This is a genomic window from Delftia sp. WSY_10, assembly GCF_043104705.1.
In the GTDB taxonomy this organism is placed as follows: domain Bacteria; phylum Pseudomonadota; class Gammaproteobacteria; order Burkholderiales; family Burkholderiaceae_C; genus Comamonas; species Comamonas tsuruhatensis.
In genome coordinates this window covers 605,977-626,587 of sequence record NZ_JBICKY010000056.1, presented here as the reverse complement: position 1 = coordinate 626,587, position 20,611 = coordinate 605,977, and the positions used below count along the sequence as shown (strand labels likewise).

Annotated in this window: 19 protein-coding genes; all 19 read right to left on the bottom strand. The window is 63.6% G+C overall.

What is annotated here, in order from left to right; genetic code table 11:
* Positions 1-32 precede the first annotated feature (32 nt).
* A complete protein-coding gene (locus ACF8ML_RS25495) occupies positions 33-473 on the bottom strand; it encodes a DUF2147 domain-containing protein (protein ID WP_016446431.1) in 441 nt (146 codons plus the stop codon).
* An 80-nt stretch (positions 474-553) separates the two neighbouring features.
* Complete coding sequence (locus ACF8ML_RS25490) at positions 554-2,359, bottom strand: acyl-CoA dehydrogenase C-terminal domain-containing protein (RefSeq protein ID WP_392408318.1); 1,806 nt, start codon at positions 2,357-2,359, stop codon at positions 554-556.
* A 62-nt stretch (positions 2,360-2,421) separates the two neighbouring features.
* The gene (locus tag ACF8ML_RS25485) at positions 2,422-3,129 is read right to left on the bottom strand and encodes a TetR/AcrR family transcriptional regulator (RefSeq protein ID WP_016446433.1); all 708 of its coding nucleotides are present in this window, start codon (positions 3,127-3,129) and stop codon (positions 2,422-2,424) included.
* A 319-nt stretch (positions 3,130-3,448) separates the two neighbouring features.
* Positions 3,449-3,964 carry a hypothetical protein gene (locus ACF8ML_RS25480; RefSeq protein WP_392408317.1) on the bottom strand — a complete coding sequence of 172 codons (516 nt, stop codon included), beginning with the start codon at positions 3,962-3,964 and terminating at the stop codon, positions 3,449-3,451.
* Positions 3,965-3,992: 28 nt separating this feature from the next.
* Positions 3,993-4,784: a DNA adenine methylase gene (locus ACF8ML_RS25475; protein ID WP_392408316.1), complete on the bottom strand. Its 792-nt coding sequence runs from the start codon at positions 4,782-4,784 to the stop codon at positions 3,993-3,995.
* Positions 4,705-4,938, bottom strand: coding sequence for a Com family DNA-binding transcriptional regulator (locus ACF8ML_RS25470; protein ID WP_392408315.1), 234 nt, complete (start codon positions 4,936-4,938; stop codon positions 4,705-4,707). The genes ACF8ML_RS25475 and ACF8ML_RS25470 overlap by 80 nt, the downstream gene beginning before the upstream one ends.
* Positions 4,939-5,084: 146 nt before the next feature.
* Positions 5,085-5,306, bottom strand: coding sequence for a hypothetical protein (locus ACF8ML_RS25465; RefSeq protein ID WP_392408313.1), 222 nt, complete (start codon positions 5,304-5,306; stop codon positions 5,085-5,087).
* On the bottom strand, positions 5,299-7,191 hold the full coding sequence (locus tag ACF8ML_RS25460) for a hypothetical protein (protein ID WP_392408312.1): 1,893 nt from the start codon (positions 7,189-7,191) through the stop codon (positions 5,299-5,301). Before ACF8ML_RS25460 ends, ACF8ML_RS25465 begins: the two co-directional genes overlap by 8 nt.
* Complete coding sequence (locus tag ACF8ML_RS25455) at positions 7,188-7,631, bottom strand: hypothetical protein (RefSeq protein WP_392408311.1); 444 nt, start codon at positions 7,629-7,631, stop codon at positions 7,188-7,190. Before ACF8ML_RS25455 ends, ACF8ML_RS25460 begins: the two co-directional genes overlap by 4 nt.
* Entirely contained in the window at positions 7,628-9,100 is a 1,473-nt protein-coding gene (locus ACF8ML_RS25450) for a LamG domain-containing protein (RefSeq protein WP_392408309.1), read from the bottom strand. The genes ACF8ML_RS25455 and ACF8ML_RS25450 overlap by 4 nt, the downstream gene beginning before the upstream one ends.
* Before the next feature lie 3 nt (positions 9,101-9,103).
* Positions 9,104-10,324, bottom strand: a complete 1,221-nt coding sequence (locus ACF8ML_RS25445; protein ID WP_392408308.1) for a hypothetical protein — start codon at positions 10,322-10,324, stop codon at positions 9,104-9,106.
* A gap of 21 nt (positions 10,325-10,345) precedes the next feature.
* A complete protein-coding gene (locus tag ACF8ML_RS25440) occupies positions 10,346-12,268 on the bottom strand; it encodes a hypothetical protein (protein WP_392408307.1) in 1,923 nt (640 codons plus the stop codon).
* Positions 12,269-12,277: 9 nt separating this feature from the next.
* A complete protein-coding gene (locus ACF8ML_RS25435) occupies positions 12,278-13,972 on the bottom strand; it encodes a hypothetical protein (RefSeq protein ID WP_392408306.1) in 1,695 nt (564 codons plus the stop codon).
* A gap of 1 nt (position 13,973) precedes the next feature.
* Positions 13,974-14,357 carry a hypothetical protein gene (locus tag ACF8ML_RS25430; protein ID WP_392408304.1) on the bottom strand — a complete coding sequence of 128 codons (384 nt, stop codon included), beginning with the start codon at positions 14,355-14,357 and terminating at the stop codon, positions 13,974-13,976.
* On the bottom strand, positions 14,354-17,545 hold the full coding sequence (locus tag ACF8ML_RS25425) for a tape measure protein (protein ID WP_392408303.1): 3,192 nt from the start codon (positions 17,543-17,545) through the stop codon (positions 14,354-14,356). The genes ACF8ML_RS25430 and ACF8ML_RS25425 overlap by 4 nt, the downstream gene beginning before the upstream one ends.
* A 79-nt stretch (positions 17,546-17,624) precedes the next feature.
* Positions 17,625-18,644: a hypothetical protein gene (locus tag ACF8ML_RS25420; RefSeq protein WP_392408302.1), complete on the bottom strand. Its 1,020-nt coding sequence runs from the start codon at positions 18,642-18,644 to the stop codon at positions 17,625-17,627.
* A 197-nt stretch (positions 18,645-18,841) separates the two neighbouring features.
* Positions 18,842-19,357 carry a hypothetical protein gene (locus tag ACF8ML_RS25415; protein WP_392408300.1) on the bottom strand — a complete coding sequence of 172 codons (516 nt, stop codon included), beginning with the start codon at positions 19,355-19,357 and terminating at the stop codon, positions 18,842-18,844.
* Entirely contained in the window at positions 19,354-19,851 is a 498-nt protein-coding gene (locus tag ACF8ML_RS25410) for a hypothetical protein (protein ID WP_392408298.1), read from the bottom strand. Before ACF8ML_RS25410 ends, ACF8ML_RS25415 begins: the two co-directional genes overlap by 4 nt.
* Positions 19,848-20,531, bottom strand: coding sequence for a hypothetical protein (locus ACF8ML_RS25405; protein WP_392408297.1), 684 nt, complete (start codon positions 20,529-20,531; stop codon positions 19,848-19,850). The genes ACF8ML_RS25410 and ACF8ML_RS25405 overlap by 4 nt, the downstream gene beginning before the upstream one ends.
* Between the last annotated feature and the right edge of the window lie 80 nt (positions 20,532-20,611).

Here is a 20,611-nt window from a genome sequence, read left to right as displayed (position 1 = left end):
AGGCGGCCGCTGCGGCCGCCTTCCGGAATGGTTTACTGCACGCGCACCCAGGTCTGGGTGCGGCCAAAGGGGCCGATGGAGCCGCGCACCTCGAGCTTGGCGCCGCCCTCGATGGGCGTCAGGCGCAGGGTGTAGGTCTTGCCGTTTTCGGGGTCGAGGATCTTGCCGCCTTCCCAGACGTCCTTGCCCTCGGCCTTCTTGGCGCCGCGGATGATCTCCAGCCCCTTGAGCGGCTGGCCCTTGCGGTCGTCAGAACACTCGGTGCAGGTGGCGGCCGGATCGGCGCCCTTGCGCAGGATCTGCTCGATGCGGCCCGTGACCACGCCGTCGTTCTCGGCCACGCGGATCTCGGACTTGGCTTCGCCGCTCTTGTCGTCCACGCTCTTCCACAGGCCCACGGGCGTCATCTGCGCCTGCGCCGCGACGGCCGTGAGGCCCAGCACCATTGCTGCCAGTGCTTGATATGCCTTCATTTCAAACCCCTTTCGCCTAGAAAGGCGCACAGACCACGCTGATGCGCACAGCCCGTGCTCCCATGTTGGAGTGAAGCCGTTCAGGCCAGCGCCGCGTCCGTGTCCATCAGGGACTTGCTGCCCGCGCGGGCCGTGCGCATCAGCGTCGCGGTCTCGGGGAACAGCTTGGCGAAGTAGAAACGCGCGGTCTGCAGCTTGGCCTGGTAGAACGGGTCGGTGTTGCCCTTGGCGATTTCACGCAGCGCCACCTGGGCCATGCGGGCGAAGAAGTAGCCGAACACCAGGTGGCCCGCCACACGCAGGTAGTCCACAGAGGCGGCGCCCACCTCGTCGGGGTTTTGCATGCCCTTGAAGCCGATCTCGGTGGTGAACTTGGTCATCTGGTCGCCCAGGTAGGCGATGGGATTGATGAACTCGGCCATCTTCTCGTTGACGCCCTCTTCCTCCACCAGTTGCGCCACCAGCTTGCCGAACTTCTTGAGCGATGCGCCCTGGTTGCCCAGCACCTTGCGGCCCAGCAGGTCCAGCGCCTGGATGCCGTTCGTGCCTTCATAGATCATGTTGATGCGCGCATCGCGCACGAACTGCTCCATGCCCCATTCGGTGATGAAGCCATGGCCGCCATAGACCTGCTGGCTCATGGTGGTGGCCGTCCAGCCGTTGTCGGTGATGAAGGCCTTGACGATGGGGGTCAGCAGCGCCACCAGCTCGGCGCTGTCCTTGCGCACCTTTTCGTCTGGGTGGTTGAACTCCTTGTCGATCAGGAAGGCGCAGTAGGTCACCAGCGCGCGGCCGCCTTCGGCATAGGCCTTGGCCGTCAGCAGCATGCGGCGCACGTCGGGGTGGACGATGATGGGGTCGGCCGGCTTGTCCTTGGCCTTGGTGCCCGACAGGCTGCGCATCTGCAGGCGGTCCTTGGCATAGGCCAGGGCGTTCTGGTAGGCCACCTCGGTCAGGCCCAGCGACTGGTTGCCCACGCCCAGGCGGGCGGCATTCATCATCACGAACATGGCCTGCAGACCCTTGTTCGGCTGGCCCACCAGGGTGCCGATGGCGCCGTCGATATTGATCTGAGCCGTGGCATTGCCATGGATGCCCATCTTGTGCTCCAGCGCGCCGCAGAAGATGGGGTTGCGCTCGCCCAGCGAGCCATCGGCCTTGACCACGAACTTGGGCACCACGAACAGGCTGATGCCCTTGGAGCCCGGGGGCGCATCGGGCAGGCGGGCCAGCACCAGGTGGACGATGTTCTCTGTGAAATCGTGCTCGCCAGCGCTGATGAAGATCTTGTTGCCGGTGATTTTGTAGGTGCCCTCGGGCGCGCCGGCCACGGGCTCGGCCTTGGTGCGCAGCAGGCCCAGGTCGGTGCCGCAATGGGGCTCGGTCAGGCACATGGTGCCGGTCCACTCGCCGCTGGTCAGCTTGGGCAGGTACAGCTTCTTTTGCTCTTCCGTGCCATGCACATGCAGGGCCTCGTAGGCGCCGTGCGACAGCCCGGGGTACATGGTCCAGGCCTGGTTGGCGCTGTTGAGCATCTCGTACAGCGCCGAGTTCACCGCAAAGGGCAGGCCCTGGCCGCCATAGACCGTGTCGCAGGACAGCGAAGGCCAGCCGCCTTCCACGTACTTCTGGTAGGCCTCCTTGAAGCCCTTGGGCGTGGTGACCTCGTGGGTTTCCTTGTTCAGCACGCAGCCCTCGGCATCGCCGCTGATGTTCAGCGGAAACGTCACATTGGCCGCGAACTTGCCCGCCTCTTCCAGCACGGCGTTGATGGTGTCGGCATCGACCTCGGCATGCGCCGTCATCTGCCGGTAGTCATCCGTGACCTTGAACACCTCGTGCATGAGGAATTGCATGTCGCGCAGGGGCGGGTTGTAGCTGGGCATTTGTCTTCTCCTGTGTTGGCGGGGTTTGCAGTGGATGCGGTGAAAACGGTGAAACTGAAAAATCAGGTCGGGCTGGCGTAGCGCGCCAGAATGCTCTCGAAGCCGTCGATGGCGCGCTGCATGGAGCCTTCGTTGCGCAGGAAGCGCGCCTCGTAATGCAGGGCCAGGATCAGGCCGTGGATCTCGAACAGCAGCTGGTTCTCGTCCAGGTCGGCACGCAGGTCGCCGCATTCGCGGCACTGCACGATGGTGCGGCGCATGGCTGCGTGCCAGGTCTGGACCGAAGCCGTCAGCGCATCGCGCACCGGCCCCGTGCGGTCGTCGAACTCCACGGCGCCGCTGATATAGATGCAGCCCGAGTCCAGCTCGATGGAGGTGCGCTTCATCCAGTTGTCGAACAGCGCCCGCAGACGCGCCACGCCGCGCGGTGCCTGAAGCGCCGGGAAGAACACTTCCTGCTCGAAACGGTCGTGGTATTCATGCACCACGGAAATCTGCAGCTCCTCGCGCGAGCCAAAATGCGCGAACACGCCCGACTTGCTCATGCCCGTCAGCTCGGCCAGAGCGCCTATGGACAGGCCCTCAAGCCCGATGTGCGTGGCCAGGTTCAGGGCAGCCTCCACAATGGTGGCCTTGGTCTGCTGACCCTTGTGCAGCGCGCGGCGCGGCGCGGGCGCAGCCGCTTCGTGCACGGAAGAGCCGGCCTTGGGATCGGCATTGGAGTTGGTCGGAGAGCGAGCGGTGCGGCGTGGGGCGGAAACGCTGGACATGCGAAATTCTTGTTAAAACGAACGTTCGTGCTATTTTGCATGGAAAGCTTGTCGCGGCGAAGACATGCGGGGGAAAACACCTAGCAACCCGAAGCCCCCTCCGATGGCGTCGCGCTCGCTTTGGCACAAAGTTGCGCTCGCTTTGGCACAAAGTTGCGCTCGCTTTGGCACAGGCCTCATGCACGCTCCTCCAGTTAGCAAAACCCCTTGAAAGGGGCTTTGTCTTAATCTTTGGGACGTTCAATGCCAATCATCCAGCTTCTTACCGCTAGATCAACAACATTCCAAGCAGTACTGCGCGTCTCTCCGAAAAATCTGCCTATGAGCGCTGGGAAAATTGGAGATACGGCTTTAGAAGTGCTTCAAAAACTGGCTGTTGGGCAAGTAACCAAGTTAGAAATTTATCCTGCTCTAACTGCCGTGCCGTACTCAACGTCACTTCGCTGCGCATATCACCTTCGTTGACATCAAAGAAAGATATCGCTGCTAAGCGTGCTGTAGTGTAAAAGGTATCAAGAAATTTATATACCTCTGGTCCAAACAGCCACTTTGCGACTTGAACATCTCTTGTCAAATCGATCACATCCGACATATTAATGCGACGTTCCATCTGTGTTGTACGAATGAATTCTATGACTACGTCATATACCTTCATACGACGCTCCAGCAGATCTAGTCTGAGTTTATCGTGAGCTATATCTTTTGCTTGCTTAGCTGTATCAGCTTGCACCTTGGCAAGCCGAAACTGCATCAAGCCGAATGTCACTGTGACAACTGCCGCAACAGCTGGAGTCGCGAGAATTTTCGCCCATTCAACGGCAGTATCGTAATTCATTACTTCCTTCCTTAGCGATATGTTTAATTTAAAAAAGCCCTGCTGGTTCAGCCTGGCGATCCCAACTGTAAATGATTAGCTCACCCCGTTCCACCCGATTTGCACCGCCGCCCACGGTGTAGTCGAGCTTGAGCGCCTCCATCTCGAAGTCCTTAAAACACTCTCTGATCGCTGGGTGGTCGTTGATGCTGACCACGGCCTTGCCCTTGATCGTCTTGAGCTTGGTCGCCATCTGCTCGTATTGCTCCCAGGAGAATGGCACACCGTAGCCTTCCGTCTCCCAGTACGGTGGGTCCGCATAAAACAGGGTGTGCGGCCGGTCATAGCGGTCAATGCACGCCGCCCAATCGAGCTGCTCGACATATGTGCCGCCAGCCAGGCGCAAATGCGCTGCTGACAGCGTTTCTTCGATTCGCAGCAAATTGATAGCCGGCGCCGTGGTTGCCGTGCCAAAGCTCTGCCCGCTGACCTTCCCCGAGAAACAGTGCTGCTGCAGATAGAAGAACCTGGCCGCACGCTGCACGTCCGTCAGCGTTTCTGGCCGGGTCTCCTGGAGCCACTTGAACACCTGCCGGCTCGTCAGCGCCCATTTGAATTGCCTCACGAACTCCTCCAAGTGATGGGTGACGACGCGATATAGGTTGACCAAGTCACCATTAACATCGTTGAGGACTTCCACGTCCGCAGGGTGTCGGGCAAAGTAGACGGCCGCGCCGCCCGCGAAGAGTTCGACGTAGCAGCTATGGTGGGGAAACCTCTTGAGCAGCAGGTCGACGAGGCGGCGCTTGCCGCCGATCCAGGGAATGATGGGATTTGTCATTTATCTCAGCTGTCGGCCCTCTGGGGGGCTCTGATGGGGCGCTCGCGGCGCTCAGCTGATTGAATGCCCCGCACCTGGGGCACTTGATGCAAAGGCGGAAGTATTCCCCCTCGCCTAGTTTGCGGCGGCAGGAGCCGCAGCGTATTTCCTGCATTGCAAGCCTTTTTCCGTATGTGAAATCCGGTATGCTCCGCGCACTCTGTACAGGGTGGCGGGCCTCGCCGGGCTTGCAGGCTTGCTCTGCGGTTCGGGGCTTGGGCAGGTGTTCGTAGCACTTGACCAGGTCGCCCGTCTTTTTTGTCAGATCACGTCTATATAAACAGGTAGGTCGGGCGCTGGCCCCTGAATCACCCCTTCCAACACAAAAACAGTGGCCCCCTCGGCGGCCTGGCCCTTCGCACGCACCCGGCCCGCGCCGGGCAGCTCCACAGTGACCGCCCCGTCGGCAACGGCCACGACCTTGCCAATCTGCACCCGACCAGGTGCGAGGATTTCCCGGAGTTGCAGATAGAGGTTAGACATGGCTATCGACCTCCAGCGCCTGCGTCAAAACCGGGAACTGCTGCGAGATTGACGTGCCGCGCACGATGCCCAGGCGCCGCGTGCCGGCGTCGTCGTAATAGCGCAGCACGCGGCCTGGCTTGATCACGCCCGTTTCTGCCAGCACGGGCAGCGTCATCTTGTGCTTGAGCTGCCGGCCGGATTCAGCCAGTTCCGCGATGGCCCGGGCCTTGGCGGCGCCAATCGTCGTAATCAGTGGATGCACCGCCATCGGCTGCTTGAGCACGTCGCCGGCCGTGCCGGCGCGGGTCAGGTCGCCCATGACGCCGCCCGCTTCGCCAGCCACAAAAATGCGGTTGTATTCAGGCACGTCGATCACCTCGGTCTCGTCCACCTCGGCAATGCCCTCCGGCAGATCGATGTCAGGCGCCAACTCGTTCCACCGCCACCAGGGCAGCGGCCACGCTGGCAGCGCGTGCAGCACAGCATCGGTGTCATGCGGCTGCAGGTAGCCGCCCACGCTCGTTGCGATATCTGTCAACGCGCTGATGTAGCTGCCTTGGTGCATCCAGGCACCACCAGGAACGAGCCAGTCCGTGAGATGGAAATCCACGCTCCAGCCGAAGCCCACGCCATTGACCGTCAGCACCTCGCTCATGAGCTGCTGCGCCGTGCGGTCCAGAGCATGAGAGAACGTCTGCACAGGCGCGTGCGGCGCGTCCAGCAGCGCAGCTTTGCCCCGGCCCGAGACAGTGACCAAGTGCTCGGGAAACCGCTTGCTGCGGCCGATGCGCTCGCCCTGCAGCCGGAATGGCTGACCGTTGACACGCACCTCCAGCTCGACGGGCTGACCGCCCGGGCCTGGCATGAGCGCGTCGCGCGCGGCGGCGTGGAAGCTCGCCGAGAAAGTCCAGGTCCAGGACTGGCGGTTGAGCGACATCTGGAAGCTCTCGCTGGGCAGCGGGTCGCCGGCCAAGGCATCAGCACGACGGATCTCGACTGAATTGATCACGATGTATGTCCTTCGGGGCGGCACCACGATGCCCGGTGTCGGGGTATTTCGGTCCTCGCAGATGAAGACCAGGCGCGTCGGCCGGCCGCTGACTGCCGGCAGCCGGAACAGCAGGCGCACAGGCGAGCTGGGCACGTAGCAAGGCGTCTTGCCAGGGGGCACGACAACCGGGCTCTCGCCCGACGCGGGCCAGATGGCCTCCTGCCAATGGGCATCCAAAACGATGCGCCAGCGCTCTGCGTCGCCGAAGCCGTTGCGCAGCCACTCGGAGCGGGGCACGGCCTCTTGCCAGGTGCCCACCACGGCCGCGCGCAGGCGCAGCGCTTCGTAGTAGCCGGCGACCAGGCTGCCGCGCAGCATCTCGCCCTGCTGCCAGGCACTGACGCTGCCAGCACGCACGCGCAGGGCCTCATGCCAGGCTGTGTAAACGGCTGCGCGCCGGCCCTCGCCCTCCTGCCAGGCGCTCGCCACGGTGGCACGCATGCGCAATGTTTCATGCCACGCAGCGACCTCGCCGGCCCGCATCCACTGGCCCTGCCGCCAGACGCTGGCACACGCCACGCGCAACCTATCAGCGGTTTGCCATGCGGCCTCCAGCGCCTGGGCCACGGGCGCAGCCGTCTGCCAGGCCGTGCCCAGCTCAGAGCGCGTTGTGCGGCTCACGTTGGCATCCCACTGGCTGCGGATGTGACCGCGCAAGCCAGTCACGCGGCTGCCCCCCGAGGCGCGGACTGCCACGCGAGCGCGAAGATGGCCGCGCAGGCCCGTGATGCGCCCCCCGCCCTCGACCGTGACGGCCGGGGGCGCCGTCCCGCCATCGCTGCCGAACACCAGCGGCACGGGACTGCCCGTGTGCGGCGCCGAACGAAAGAGCAGCCTGTTGCTGTCCGTCATGACAGGGCCACCAATCCGAGCTGGACCAGCCCGCCCGTGTAGAGCATGGGCGAAGTCTCGCCCTCGGGGGTAGCGCCGCCGATGACGCGCAAGCCGCCGCCATGGTCCATGTCCGTCACATCGCAGCGCGCCAGCACCGCACCATCGGCCGCGCGCCACTCTGCCCAGCGCGGCAGGCCGTTGGACTGCACCATGGCGCCTGCAGGCGTCTCCACATACAGCACCAGGCTGCTGCCGATGATGGTGCCGCTGGGCTTGGCCAGGACGATCTCGGCCTGGGGCGCGTCCGCATGCGGGTCCGTGATCAGCGCCGGCCTGGCTGTGGAGAACAGCGCCAGGCTGGCCCGGCCAGGCCCGACGTCCGCACGCGCAAGCATCGCGGCCAGTTGCGCCAGGGCCGTGGTCTGGGTGATCTCCCAATCGCTGCTCGGCGCGCTCATGGCATCAGCTCCACGCCACCCGTGGCGAGACTCAAGTTGTCGGCGATGACCGCGCGGTAGTTGTGCTCGTAGTCGTGCGCGATGACCGTGTAGGCATGGTCGGTCTCGATGTACTGGAAGTCGTAGGCCCCGGTCACGGCATCGCTCCACTGCTGCTGCACGACCATCAGATCGATGTCGCGGAGCAGTGTCACGCGCCGACGCATCGGCACGTCGGCCGGCGACGCATCGCGCTCGACAGTGCCACGAATGCGGCCGTTCGCAGCCCGGTCGAACAGATAGTTGGTCCTGGACTTGCCAACAAGCCCCAGTAGCGTCTTGCCAGTCGGTGGCATGGCGCCACCAGGGGAGGCCACGACCACTCCAGAAGACGATGCACGGCCGGCGACGCGGTTGAGCAGGATTGTCGATGCGTGGGCACTGCGAGGCACCGAAGGCACCGTAAATGGCCCCGTGTACTCAGCGCGGAAGCTGACGCAAACATCATCCATCCAGCCCACCCAGCCATCAACGGAATAGCCATTGAACTGCTGCGTGCCGAGCGCGATGCTGCCGTTGCCGAATGCCGCAGGCCCTGCCGAGCTCGAACCTGTGAACACTACTTCGCCGTTGACGAACATCGTGTATGTCGTCCCCGCGCGGACCAGCGCGAGGTGCGTCCACGTATTGAGCTGCACGGTCCGCCCCGTGCCAGGGTTCAGGGTGCCCGCGTTGCTGGTCGCATAAAGCACGTACTGGCCGTTGTACACACCGATGTTGATACGGTTGTTGATGTCTGAGCCGAGTTGGAGAAGGTGCGACCAGTTGGTTGCTATCGACCCTGTGAAGTACGACCAGGCCTGGAGCGTAAGGTCGCCGCCTCCATAGCTCACTCCCTCGGACTGGACGCGGCTTGTGCCGTTGCCCGCGAACCAAGACGCTGCACCAAACCGTGCTTGTGCAGTGCTGCGTATGGCGGCGGAGCCGTAGAGGATCGGAGGGACGCTGCCAAACGCCAAGTTGCGTGGCACGGGGCCATCGGCCTCAAAGTCCATCAGGAGCTGCACAGACTCATTGGCCGGCGTGCGCGGGAAACCCATGGCACTTGCAGTCAGCATCCGTGGGCCGGGCCAGGCGACACCCCAGTAGCTGCATGCAGTGGTCCACTGCGCGCCATCGTCGGACCATTGCATGGTCACCATGAGAGCAAAGCGTCGCTGGTCGGCGGACGAGCCGAGGCGGATGTCGGTCACATCCTGCGGCGACGCTCCGAAATCCCAGTTCAGCGTCACCCGGCGCGGCAAGCTGACGGCGGCGCCTGCAGCCCCGTCTGAAAGCGCTGCCACGTTGATGCCATTGCTCGCCGCGAGCGTTGCGGAAGCATCGACGCGCGTCGTCCCTGCGAGCAACTGGAACTCTGTCAGTTCGGTCACGGCGCCGTTGTCATAGGGCTCTATGCCCGAGGCGCGCCAGTAGCGATGTGCTGCCATGGATCAGCGCCAAGGTCCGGTCACATCAACGAACACGATACTCGTGTTGCTGGAGCTAGAACCCGAGGTCATGGAGTTGGCGTTGTTGCCGTGGATAGCCATCAGCGCTTTACCCACCAGCCCCCCCGTTCCGGGCACCTTGTCGCCCGAGCGAAAGCTGTCGTAGGCGCTGGTCTGCAGCATGTGATATGAGCCTGGCAGCTCAGACCTGGGCAGGCTGATGCTTTCGGTTGTTGCAATAAAGCGCTTGGTCAGATAGAGACCGCCGTCAATAGGATTGGGGAACGATCCGTGGATGTTTGCGATCCCGCTGCACTGATAAACCGATGTACCCCCACCCCATACAGTCATCCTGTGCAGCACGCATGAACCCAGGCCAGAGTAGGCCCGGGGACACGCTGACAGCCCGGGGGACGTATTGGAGAGACAGTTGTCGTACTGGTATTCGATTCCGTTCGTCGACGTGCTGTAGTTGAGCAGGCTGGCGTAGGGGTCGCCAGAGGGCCGTGCCGATATCGGATCGCCGAATGCCCGGATAACACCAATCTGCCGGTTCGCAGCCCCGGAGGAGCCCGGCTGGACTGAGGTGTAAAAGAAGCGGCTATCTGCAGCGAAGGCCCAATTCACGGGCGTGTTGTTTGCAGCAGCCGACTTTGACCAGTAGCCACCCCCGGCCGTCTGGCTGTCGAGCGGGAACAAGCCGGTGCCTGTATTAGCGTCCTGCATGTTCTCGTACCCGCGCACCCGCGCCCACTGGGCTGCGGTGTCATCAACGCGCAGCAGCATCTTGCTCGACTGCGGATCGGCGCTCTGGTACACGGCGATGTTCGTGCCCGTGAACGCTTTGACCCAGCCTGCCGGCGCCATCTTGATCGTGATCGTTCCCGTGTACGTGCCGTCGGGTAGCGTCGTTGCAAAGCGCACCATGCCGGCGCCCACGGCCACCACCTTCTGCTCGCCGTTGTGGCCCGCCCAGCCGGCCGGCCCACCGGCCACGCCCGAGACGAGGATCACCGAATCCACGATTGCGCTGTGCTGCCCGGAGAACGCGGCCGTGGCGACGCCGCCCGCGACGGTCAGCGACGTGAGCGTCTTCGTGTCAAAGCCGGTCACCAGAAGCGCGTCGAGCAGCGCGATCATCGAGCCCACGGTGCCGCTCAGGGCAGGGGCGCCGATCATGGTGCTCAGGAAGTGTTTGACGGAGGTATCGACAGGGGATGCCATGGATGTGCTCTCTATGGATTTTTAAAAGGAAGCCTCGGGCGCGCGGCCCACGTCGCCGCGCTGGACGATCCAGCAGCGGTCATCGATGCCGGCAGGGCTGGACGGCTGCGTGCAGCGGACCATGTCAATCGCAGCCTCGGCGCCGATGGTGTCGATGAACACCACATTGCCGCCCACCCAGCCAGCACCCCAGCCTTCGGCGCGCACGCGCATGTATGGCGCACCGGCTGCAGCGTTGAGCGGCGCGAAGTCCACGTTGAGGCTGCCACTGGCGATCTGGCCCAGGTGCTGGCCAATCAAGTCGAACGTGCTGCCGTCTTGTCGGATGCGCAGCGCCCATCGCTCGGTGATGGCGCCGAGGTTGGAGACCTCGATAGGGAAATCGTTGTGCCGGTATGTGGCCGTGGCCTCGCCCTTGGACGGGTCCAGGCCGTCATACCAGGTCGTGCCGTTCCAGCTCGCTTGGTCGTACACGCGGGAGACGCGGGCGAAGCGGTCGCCGAAGCGCAGCGCGGTCGAGAACACGGCCCCAGCAGGAAAGGCATAGCCCACGGGCTGCGTGAGCTTGACCTTGCCGTCGATGCGAACCTCTGCGATCTGCCGGTAGACCTCGGTGCGGCCGATGACTTTGACGGCGGCTGGGTAGCCGGCCAGGTCGGTGAATTTGACGGTGCCGGCGTCGAGATCAGCCGTGTAGCCCGTGCGGATCTCGGCGCCCGTGGCCGCGTCCAGCACCTGAACGAAGGACAGGCGCTGATGGCCCAGGTTGAACGTCTGACCCACCTCGGGCACGAACTGGACGCCGCCGTGGGTGACGCCAATGACGCACGTGTCACCAGGCCGGGCGAACGCGACGCGGCCATCAGAGGGAAGCGCGGCCGGGTCGATGCCCATCAACGTCACGTCGACGGGCAGATAGATGTAGCTCACCGCGCTGTAGCGCAGCGTCGTGGGGTCGACCGGCCACGGCCGCCAGATGCGGCCTGGCTGGACGGCGCCCACATCGGCCGCGCTGTACCACCACTCGGCCTTGTCCTCGGCCGAGAGACTGGAGTCGAGCACGAAGTCGCCAAACATCAGCTGCACGCCGCCCCGACTGAAGTCCACGCGGCCCCACATGTGCGAGCCTGTGACGTTGCCCTGCGCATCGACGTTCGCGGTCAACGTGTTGCCGCGCGTGTCCACCACGGTCAGCACGAAGCCGCCAGCGCCCGCGCGCAACGGGGCCGCATCGGTGTTGAAGAACACGCTCGCCGTGGACCATTGCCCGGCTTGCGTCCACAGGCTTTGCAGCTGAAAGTCCGTCGCGCCAGACCCGCCGACGACATAGTCGTACATGCCGACTGTGCCAGCCGCATAGTCGATCTTTCCGCTGGCAATGCCAGGATCGGTATCCGTGCGGCCGCGATAGATCACGCCCTCGAAGTCGACGTAGGTCTGGCCCATCCAGCGAAACTGCACGCTGCCGGCAACGATGCGCTGCGACGTGTAGGGGCACAGGTCCATCGTGACCTCAGCGGGCTTGTAGGTCTCGCTGTGGCTGCGCGGCACGCCGGCACCGACACGGTACCGCGCAACGATGCTGGAGCCCCCGAGCATCTCTTCGCCCACGCTGGCCGTGCCGTATGTGCCGCCCTTCTTGCCGTTGTCCTGCCAGAGGCCAGCACCATCACCGACCGCACGCGAGAACTGTTTCGAGTCTTCGTAGTCGCTGCGGTATGACTCGGTCTTGCGCTCGAACTCAACCATCTTGAGCTGGACCTGCTTGCCTGCATAGTCGACGGTGCCCAGCGCTGCAGCGAAGCGCCCAGCGCCGTCATCCGTTACGGTTCGGATTGCGACCAGGCGGTTGTCGGCGGTCGTGCCGCTTTGCTCGGACAGGCTTGCACTGCTGCCGTTGGTGGTCGTGACCGCAACCGGGCGGGAAATCATTTCGTATGCCATGTGCGTCCTTTACGGGTATGCGGCGTTGAGCACGACGTTCTGCCCGGGGCTTTGCGGCGTCTGCCATTCAGGCGTCGACTTGAAAACGTAGGTGACGTCTGCGGTCTTTGTCGACGTGGTCGTGTTCAAGCTGCCGCCTGCGGTCTGGCTCACCGCACGCGCGACGCACCACTCGATTTGCAGCGTCCCCGCCGCAGGCTGCTGTGCCAGGCTGAAAGCCGCAATCCCTGTGGCATCAGGCCCGCCGCTGATGAACTCCGTCACCAGGGTTTCGAGCTGGCAGTCGACCTGCAGCTCGGCGCCCGGGTCCGGCATGAAGCTTGGCCGCAGCAGCACGGTGCGGCTGTGGTAGTCCACGACGCCGGTTGCGGCGCCCGCGAGCTTGCCCGCGCCGGCTTCTGTGACTGTCCGCACAACACCGCCGCTTGTGTACTTGACGACCAAGGTGCCGGGGACGATGCGGTCGTACTTTGTGGCTTCGTCCTGGCCGCCCACGACCCAGCAGTACTCCGGGGGGCGGATAGCAGCGCCCTGATTCGCACGGTTCGTGTACGACACGCGGGCGCCATGGGTCAGCGCGATGGAGCTGCCGATGTCCGGGATGGATTTGAGCGTGGCGCTGATGCTGCCTGTCAGGTAGTTGACCGCGCCGCCGCCCGCGCCCACCAGCTTGCCGTTGCCGTCATCGGTCAGGGTGTAGCGCTGGCCCAAGGCCCAGAAGTCGATGAAGATCGTGCCGGGCTCAGGCAACGGGTTGCATTGCCAGACGAAGGTCAGGCCCGCGCTGGCTTCATCGATCACATATCGCTGTGTGTGGGGCGTGATGCCCACTTCCACGCGACGCGGCGCGTCTGCGAGCAGGATCGTTCGGCGCGCGGCCGGCATCTGGTCGACCGAGGCCACCTCGGAGCGGCTGTTGGGCACGACCTGGGTGTAAATGCTGGCGAGCTGGAGCCAAGCGTCATTGATGGCCGTGGCTGCTGTCAGCCGGGTCGCGCTGTAGAACAGGCCGGAATCGCTGTAGACCGTCTCGCGCGTCAGCGTCTTGCCTGCGGCCCGCGCAAACGAGCGGGTTGCGGGGGAGCCTGGGAAATCGTAGAGCAGGCCGTCGAACAGCTCGCATGTCGTGACCTGGGCCAGGAAGTCCACCAGCTGGCCGCCCGAGGTCTCCGTGAACATACGGGTCACGGTGTCCGTCGCCTTGACGCGGATGCGCTGCCGGCGCTCGCCGGCCTGGCCTTCGTTGTAGACCAGGACGAACGTGCGGCCGATGGCCGGGGGCGGCATGCCAGGCCGCTGGAAAACCTGGATGCTGCGCATAGTGGTGAAGTGGTTTTCGAGCAGGTAGCCCGCGAACTCGCTGCCAGCGGCCATGCCGCTCTCGATGCGCTTTGCGATATCGGCGCGCGTCGCAAAGGGGCTCTTGAGCGACAGCAGCGTGACAGAGACATTGGGGTCTGCAGGGGGCTCGGCAAGTATCACGTTGCAGCCCATAAATGGCGTGCGGTCCGTATTCCTGAGCACGCCGAAGACCTGGTAAATCTCGACGCGGCCGGTGGTCCTGGTCTCTTCGGAAATGTCTGGAAAAATCTCGTTCGACCGGCCCGATGTGAGCAGTTGGGAAGACGGCGGACCGCCGCCCTCGGGCACGTCGGCCATATTGGCAGAGCGTGCGAAACGGATGTCGCCTGCGAGCAGGGCCATATCAGATCTCCATGAACTTAAAAGACGGCACGTACTGCAGTTCGGAGGTGTGCTCTCCATCCAGCAGGTGCCATATCGGATCGGCCTGGAACTCCAGGAACAGCACGGTGCGCGGGGCGCCGCGCACGATGAGCTGGAACGTGGCGCCAGGCATGCCCTGCCAGGCCCTGAGCTGGTCGCACAACGCCCGTGAAATCCATGCCTGGGAGTCGCGGCCGTCCAGCGTGATCGGCCGCCCAGCCTGGCGCAGGCCGACATGCACGTGCAGCGCGCCGCTGGTGCTGTAGCGCGTCTCTGTGACTGCCGGGCTCCATGCGTACTCATCTGTCCAGATCAGGCGATCCGACAGATCCAGCGTGGTGCCGGCGTGGGTGAGCGTGATCATTGGGCCACTCCCTTCGCCTGAGCAAGCTTGCGCATGAGGTCGACCTCAGTGTCTGCACTCTGCTTGCTTGTGTGGCTCGTCGTGCCGTTCAGGAAGCCCCAGGGCTCCACGCCATTGATGGTGATGTTGTTGATGTAGGTGTTGCCGCCCTGGCCAGGGGCTGGTGCTGGGCCAGGGGCTGGTGCAGGGCCGGGAGCGGGCGATGGCCCAGGGGCTGGCTTCGTGGGCTTGTCTTTGCCGTTGGCTTGCTCAAGCATGTACGCGGCTTCGTGCTTGCCGGAGTCGTCGTACTTGTAGTACTCGGCCATCTTGCCCAGCGCCGACGCAAGCGTGCCGTAGGTGCCGCCCCATTTCTTTTGCACATCCGATGCCTCGTAGGGCACATTGCCGTTGGCATCGAGAAACTGCTTGGACAGCTCGGCAGCCACCTTCTCATCCAGTCCGGCCTGCTTGAGATAGTCGATGATCGAGGCACGCGTCCACTGGAACTGCGACTGGACGTTGCCCTTGGCGTCGGACGTGAAGCCATCTTTGTTGCGGTAGCCGGAGCCCACCTTCTGCACACCATCGCCAAGGCGCTCCATGGCATCGGCCTGGTTGTTGATGGAGTCGGTTGCCTTATCTGCCGAGTTCTTGAGGTCGCTTTGCACCCGCGCGAGATTTCGCAGCTTGTTCGCCGTGATGTCCGCGATGTCGGCTTCCTTGCGCTTGACTTCTGCCGACTTGATCGCGGCCTCGATCTCCAGTCTCTTGGCCCCGGTGTACTCGCCCGAGGCAATCAGTTCGGCCTTCTTGGCCTGGGCTGTAGCAATGGCCGCATCGGCTTCTAAGCGCTTGGCCTGGGCCGACAGCGTGAGCAGCTCGATCTCCAGGCGGCGGATCTCGTTTTGCGCGGCCATGGCGGTTTTTTCGTCGCCACGGGCCTTGGCGACTTCGTAGATCGCCTTCTGCTGTTCGATGGCGACGCGCACGGTCGCCGACTGCACATCAAAGTCTGCCTGCGCCAGGTTGCGCTTGGCCTCAATGGCCTTGAGCTGGTCCTGCAGGGCATCGCGGTACACATACGCTGCCTTGCCTGCCGCCAGCTCGGCTTTTTCCAGCTCCTCAGTAGTGGCCTTGCCCGCTGCCTTTGCGGCACGGACTCGCTCCAGTTCCTGGCGAGCACGCTCCCAGGCTTCACGCAGCTCGATGACGCGTTTGCTGTTGTCTTTGTTCGCCTCGGCTTCGGCCTTCGCCTGCTCGACAGCCAGGCGCGATGCCTGCGCTTGAGCCACAGCTTTGTCCGTATCCTGCTGTCGCAGGTCGACCTTCTTTTGCAGCTCCTCGATCTCTTTTTTGCGCTCTGGAGATTGGTTTGCCTTTTCTTTGTAGAGCGTCTGTAGTGCGTCAAGCTCAGCCTTCATGACCGCGAGTTCAGTGGCCTTCAACGCGGCGAGTTTGTTCAACGCGGCGGCGTTGTCCTCCGACGCTTTGACCTGTGCCACACGTTGCTCGCGCTCCGTTCCAAAGGCTTCTGCTAGCGCGATGGACGCCTTGCCCTCGGCGTTCCGGGCAATCACGCTCTTATCGGTCTCTGCAATTTGCTCGCGGATGGACTCTGCAACCTTGCCATAGTCGCTCTGCAGCTTCACCCAGGATGGACTCGCCTGGTTGGCTGCAGCGGCCGAGGACATCGTTGCCTGGGCTTGCTCCCGTTGCGCGAGTGCGGTCTTCTCCGCCTCCGACCCCAGCACCATGATGGCGTCTCGCAGCACGCCGTTGTGCTGGGCAGCCTTGAGCAGCTTGTCGCGGCTCTCGGCTTCGATGTCCGCAAATGCCTGTTTGACGCCCTTGAAGTCCAGCGTTGCCAGCGCGCCCATGAGCACGCCAATCTTCTGGCCGGTTATGACCAATCCCTCGCCCAGCAGAAGGATGGCCGTTTGCGCCAACTCCGCGCCCACTTTCAGCACACGCAGGCCGCCTGCTTGTCCAATACGGTCGGACATATCAACAGCGGCGTTCTTGACGTTCACGAACTCTTGGCTCAGCGTCTGCGCTTGCGGGGCACCGCCATACAGCTCGTTTAGGCCTTGTGCCAGAGCCGGGAAAATGTCCTGAGCGGTGATCTTGCCCTCTTCCACCAGCTTCATCATCTCGGCCGTTGTCAGGCCCAGACCCTTGGCGGCGGCATTCAGCGCGCCAGGCAGGGCTTCGCCGAGCTGGCCGCGCAGCTCTTCGGACTGCACAACGCCCTTGCTTGCCATCTGCGACAGTGCCATGAGCGCGTTGCCAGTTTCTGCGCTCGACTTGCCCGCCTTGCCCATAGCAGCCGCCACGGCTTCAAACACCTGGCGCGTCGGCTCGCCCTCAACCGCAGTGCCGCGTGTCGCGGCAGAAAGCCCCAGGAACGCTTTACCGACCTCGGTGACATCGGAGCCAATACGCGACGCCACGACGCGGACGAACTCCAGCTCTTGCCCGGCTTTTTCGGCATCACCAGTAACTGCCGCCAGGCCGCTGCGCAACTGCTCCATTTGCGCCGCTGCGGTAACCATCTCGCGGAAAGTGAAGGCAGCTCCCAGCGCTGTAGCCATTTCACCCAGCAGCCGCGTCAAGCTCGCAACTCGTCCGCCCAATTGATCAGACGTAGCGGCAGTACGCTGGTGAGTGGCGCCCAGTTCGCGCGCACGTTGCGAGGCCTGATCGGCTGCAGCGGCCTCGACACGCAGGGCCTTGGCCAGGTTCTCGGCCGCCTGGAGTTCTTTGTCTTGAGCTGCTGTCAGCGGCCCTACAGCAGCAAGTTCTTCGCGTCGCGCATCTGCGGCTTGCTGGATGGCCGTGGCTTCCGCACGTTTGGCGCGTGCTACGAGACCAAGTTGATCAGATTCGATCTGGCGCAGCGCATTGCCGGCCCGTGTGGCAGCGGCTTCGTCGCCCTGGGCCTGGGCTGCCTGCAGGCGAGCCTGCTGTTCGGCCTTCGCTGCAGCCAGGTGTTGGACTTGCAGCTCGATTTCGCTTTGCTCGACCTGCAGGCCTGCTTTGATGGCCTTGGTCTTCGTATCAGTAGCCTTAGCCAGCTCGTTCAGTTCGGAGCTGGTCTCGCTGGCTGTTTTACTGAATTCTTCAAGGCTTTCCCCCGCGTCGCCGATGCCTTTTTGGGCCTCGGCCGAATCCGCGCTGATCTTGAAGGAGATGCTTTTGTCTGCCATGATTGCGCAACTGTCTCGCGCCAGGCAGAAAAAAACGAGGCCGGCAAGCGTCGGCCTCAGTCCTATTTGAGGGTGCTATTTAGGTCTTGCGCACACGGTAGTACCGGCTGATCCCCTCCCCTGTCTTGCTGTCATCCTTGAGCACTGTGCCAGCGACGGGCAGGTTGGCAAATCCCTTGTCCGCCAGCAGACCAATGGACGAAGCGACGCCCTGGCTTGCGCGCCAGATTTCCACGATGGCCGGTTTGCCGTCGTCGGCTTCGTTCAACCCCTCGAAGATCAACTCCAGTTCCTTGGCCTTGGTCGTCAGAGCCTCGATCACGGCGTAGCTGCCGAAGTCATAGGACAGTGTGACGGTGTCATCGTCAGCCAAACCCTGCGCGTCAGGCAGCACATACACGCCAGCCGCCCGCACTTCGTAGTTGCCAGCCGCCGGCACGACATCGCCCACGGCCGGATGTTCATAGGTGACCCAGAAACCCGTGCCGTTCGTGACGTCCGGCGCATTGGCAGTGACCTGGACGCCTTGCGGGACAAGCGTGTAGTTGCCCGCCGCTGCAAGAACCGTCGCAGTGGCAACGCTGTTACCGGCCCTCACGACCACATTGCTTGCATTGGGGTGTGCGAGGACGACCAGGTCGCCCTTGCTGACGTTCAGGTGTTCCTCGTCCGAGACGGTCGAGGTGCCCTGATTCGTACCCTTGCGCAGCACCAGGTTGCGCGGCGCGATATGGGCCGTACGCAGCAGTCCGCCACGCGCGGCCTTGTGAGCCTCGCCAGCCACGTTGCCCCCTTCGACGCCACGCACGGTGCCCAACGAGGCACGGGCAAAGTTGGTCACGTTGAGGTCGGCGAGTGTCATCTTGATTTCGACTTCGGTCACACGGCGCATCTCTGCATGCGTGCCACCACCCAGCGCGGTCATATCGGTCTGCTTTTGCACGTCCTCTTTGTGCGAAAGCTCCAGCGCCAACACGTTGCCTATGGGCATAGGGACACCAGCGGTGCCCCGTTCGCGGGCATACACCTGCCCGACCATAGCGGCGGGTGCAAAGGTCCGCTTGATGATCTGCGACGAAGTAATCGGCGTTGTTGCCATGGTTCAGTCCTTTTCTACAGGGGTCGATTTAGGGGAAAGGGCACCAGCACTGCGCAGCCATTCGGCGACGGCTGGATGTACGGAGATAACGCTGCCGACAGGCAGCTCTTGGCCTCGGTGGGTATGCACACGCGCCAACGTCACGCGCACCAAGGTCTGCCGGCTGGACGTCTTGCGAGGACTGGGAGTTGCTTGCGTCATGGCTTTTTCCATTCAACCCAATTGCGCGTTTTGAGCTGGAGAGCGGCGCTGTGGCAAAGGACGCCCGCGAAGACGACAGGACCAGCACTTGCAACCTGCACGCCGCGCTCCTCTGCCACGCTGGCGCCCAGCAGGCCAGGCAGACCAAGGGCGGGGTTGACGCGCACGGCATCACGCATGCGCTCGACCAGGTCATCGAAAATCAGCTCGCTTGTGATCGCATCCTTGAAAGCAAGGTAACCGCGCACCAGCCATGTGTGCTCGTTCAAGATGCGACCATTGGCAGTGACTTCGGTCGTCCCCGCGCGGCGGATGTGCCAGCCGCGAATGTGTGGCGCAGCGCCGAAGCCATCCGTTGCCGGATCAGCGTGCGTGTAGAGATAGGCCCGCTTGAAGCCCTCTTCTCCATCGGCATAGCGCTCGCATGCATGCACGATGCCCACAGCGGGCACATCGCTCAGCAATGCGTGCAGCGCGGTGCGCGACGCGGCCAATGTGTTGGGAATGCTCATGCGCCTCCTATCAAGTGTTCAGCCACCTTGGCGGCCGCCCGTTCAAACATTGCGACGATCTGGGCCTCGGTGGACTGCGCCGCACGGGCCATGGGGTACTGAGCTGGGGTGCCTACTCGCGCGATCTTGCGGGCCACCAGCCAGGCGACACGCTTGATCTCTTTTGGGTCCTGTACACCGAGGACAGCCTTGACCCATGGCTCCATGGCAGCCACGGGCGGCATGTGGGGCTTGGTCCCGAGTTCGACAAACAGCGCCGATGGTTGGCTGCTGCCTACGATGCCCAACACGCCAGCCGGCGTGCTGAACACATCGGAGGCAATACTCGCGGCCGTCAGCCCAGAGGCCCGGGGCAGGTTTTCTTGCCATTCCCGCTGCACCAGCAGCGTGGCCTCTGTCATGGTGGCGAGCAGCACCTGCGCGGTGTACTGCGGGGCTTCCCGAAATCCCCGCGCAATGGACTGCAGATCGCCCAGGCTGATGGACAGGTTCATAAGGGACGTCGCCCAACAAGACGATGGCGCGGATTGCGAGAGGGCCAGCTCACGACACCGGCCGCTGCCGTGCTGGTCGAACTGGCAGCACCAGAAGCCTTGAAAGGGTCCACCACGCCCACGCCGGCAAAGTAGGCCGTGCGCAGCTCGCGCGCACGGTCTGCGAACTGGCGTGCCCGCGTCTCGGTAATGCTGGCGTCAGACCCCAGCGACGGCTCGCGCTGCGCGCTGTAGTAGGTGGCGAGCTGGTGGCACAAAAGATGGGCCGCATACTGCGCCACAGGCAGTCGATGCCGCACAGGGATGGTGTCGGCAGTACCCGATAGCTCATGCTCGGCCATGTAGGTCACGCGCACCACCGCGCCGGCAGGGACTGAGTGGGTTGTGATGAGCTGCCAGCCGTTGGGGGTCAAATAGTGCGACACCTCAATCAGCGACACAGGCTCTCGCCCTATGGGGTACTCCGCAGTTTCAACCCATGCGTTGTCTGTCCAGCCGCTGGGAGTTGGCGCAACACTTCCCTGCGGCCAATGCACATCCTCGACCTGCAGCCGTGGGCGATCCGTGCTGTACTGCAAGCGCGCGGCCTCCAGCGCCCGGTCGCGCGCATCTTGCTGCAGCACGGTGCCCTGGTCGCGCGCGAGGTCGTTGAGCAAAGCGGTGAAGTCGGCGAGAGACATATCGAGTGGTGGTTGCTTTGAGCGGCTGGGTTTGTACAGCCCCAGGCAATGAGGCTCTACAAACCCACCCCTTGCGGGGC